Raw genomic sequence first — 1,482 nt, forward strand, 5'->3', positions numbered from 1 at the left:
GAGACAGGGGTCACCAGGGGGACGGGGGCTTGCCGGACGGGAGCGGATTCCAGGGTCACGGCCACCTCCTCTTCGAGGTCCGAACGGGTGGCGTCATCCTGCATTGCCTACCTGTTGATCGGTAGGTTAAGTTATCAATATGTTACCGATGGATGTCGTACTGTCGCCGGATGACCCCGGGCGAGCGGACCCGGGGCGCCGGCGGAAACGGATCCCGGGAAGGGACGACGGATGACGGGGACGGGCGACAGGACGCGGAACGACGCGGCGGAGCCCGGCGGGCCGGGACGCGAGCAGCGGTCCCGCCACCGCGCGCGCGGCGAGGAGCGCCGCGGCGAGATCCTGGGCGCGGCGCTGGAGGTGATCGCCGAACGGGGCTACCGGGGGGCGACCCTGGGCACCGTCGCCGAGCGCGTCGGCATCACCCAGCAGGGCCTGCTGCACTACTTCCCGACCAAGGAGTCCCTGCTGATCGAGGTGCTGCGGACCCGGGACGAGTGGGACACCGGCGGCGCGGTCTCCCGGGAGGGCTTCGGCGACGCCCCCTGGCCGCTGGCCAACCTGGAGACGCTGGTGGAGTACAACGCCATGCGCCGGGGGGTGGTCCAGACCTTCTCCGCACTGCTCGGGGAGAGCGTCACCGAGAACCACCCCGCCGGGGAGTACTTCCGCGACCGGTACCGCTGGGCGCGGGCCGGCGCGGAGGCGACGTTGCGGCAGGAGTTCGGCGACCGCCTGCCGAACGGCCTGACGCCGGAGCGGGCGGCGCCCCTGTTGATCGCCGTGATGGACGGCCTGCAGTTCCAGTGGCTGCACGAGGCCGGCGGGACCGGGGCGGACGGCGGGGCGGGTGTGGACATGGGCCGGGCCTTCCGGGACTTCCTCGACCTGCTGCACGGCACCTCCCGGGACCCCGGCGGGGACTGAGCCGGCCCCGGGGCCCCGGGATGCGGAAAGGCCCCCGGTCGGGACACCCGGGGTGTCGCGACCGGGGGCCGGGCCGGCGCCCGGCGGAGAGTCAGTCGTCCGCCTCCACCCGCAGCTCCACCGCGACGTTGCCGTCGATCGCGTTGGAGTAGGGGCACACCCCGTGGGCCGTCTCGACCAGGGCCCGGGCGGTGGCCCCGGGCACGTCCGGCATCCGGACGGTCAGCCGCACCGACAGCCCGAAGCCCTCGGAGTCGGGGACCTTCCCCAACGAGACGTCGGCGGTGACCTCCGTACCGGAGACGTCCGTGCGGGCACGGCGGGCCACCAGACCCAGCGCGCTGGAGAAGCAGGCGGCGTAACCGGCGGCGAACAGTTCCTCGGGGTTGGTGCCACCGCCCGGTCCGCCGAGCGCGGCGGGGGTGCGCAGTTCCAGGTCCAGGGAGCCGCTCGCGGTGCGGGCACGGCCGTCGCGACCGCCGCCGGCGGTCGCGGTCGCGGTGTACAGGGGTGTGACGGGGGTGGGTCCGGACACGGGGTCTCCTCGCTGGGGGC

At 74.2% G+C, this 1,482-nt stretch carries 2 protein-coding genes; one reads left to right on the forward strand and one right to left on the reverse strand.

Annotated elements, in window-relative coordinates; genetic code table 11:
* The first annotated feature begins 231 nt into the window (after positions 1-231).
* On the forward strand, positions 232-927 hold the full coding sequence (locus FOE67_RS25510; protein ID WP_182667178.1) for a TetR/AcrR family transcriptional regulator: 696 nt from the start codon (positions 232-234) through the stop codon (positions 925-927).
* 91 nt (positions 928-1,018) lie between these two features.
* On the opposite strand, the gene FOE67_RS25515 is transcribed toward FOE67_RS25510, so the two are convergent.
* On the reverse strand, positions 1,019-1,462 hold the full coding sequence (locus tag FOE67_RS25515; RefSeq protein WP_182667179.1) for an organic hydroperoxide resistance protein: 444 nt from the start codon (positions 1,460-1,462) through the stop codon (positions 1,019-1,021).
* Positions 1,463-1,482: the final 20 nt, after the last annotated feature.

Source organism: Streptomyces calidiresistens, from assembly GCF_014141525.1.
Lineage (GTDB): Bacteria > Actinomycetota > Actinomycetes > Streptomycetales > Streptomycetaceae > Streptomyces > Streptomyces calidiresistens.

Bases quoted from the DNA above. Each gene is read 5' to 3' on its own strand.
- FOE67_RS25510 (WP_182667178.1), top strand. From the start codon at position 232: ATGACGGGGACGGGCGACAGGACGCGGAACGACGCGGCGGAGCCCGGC.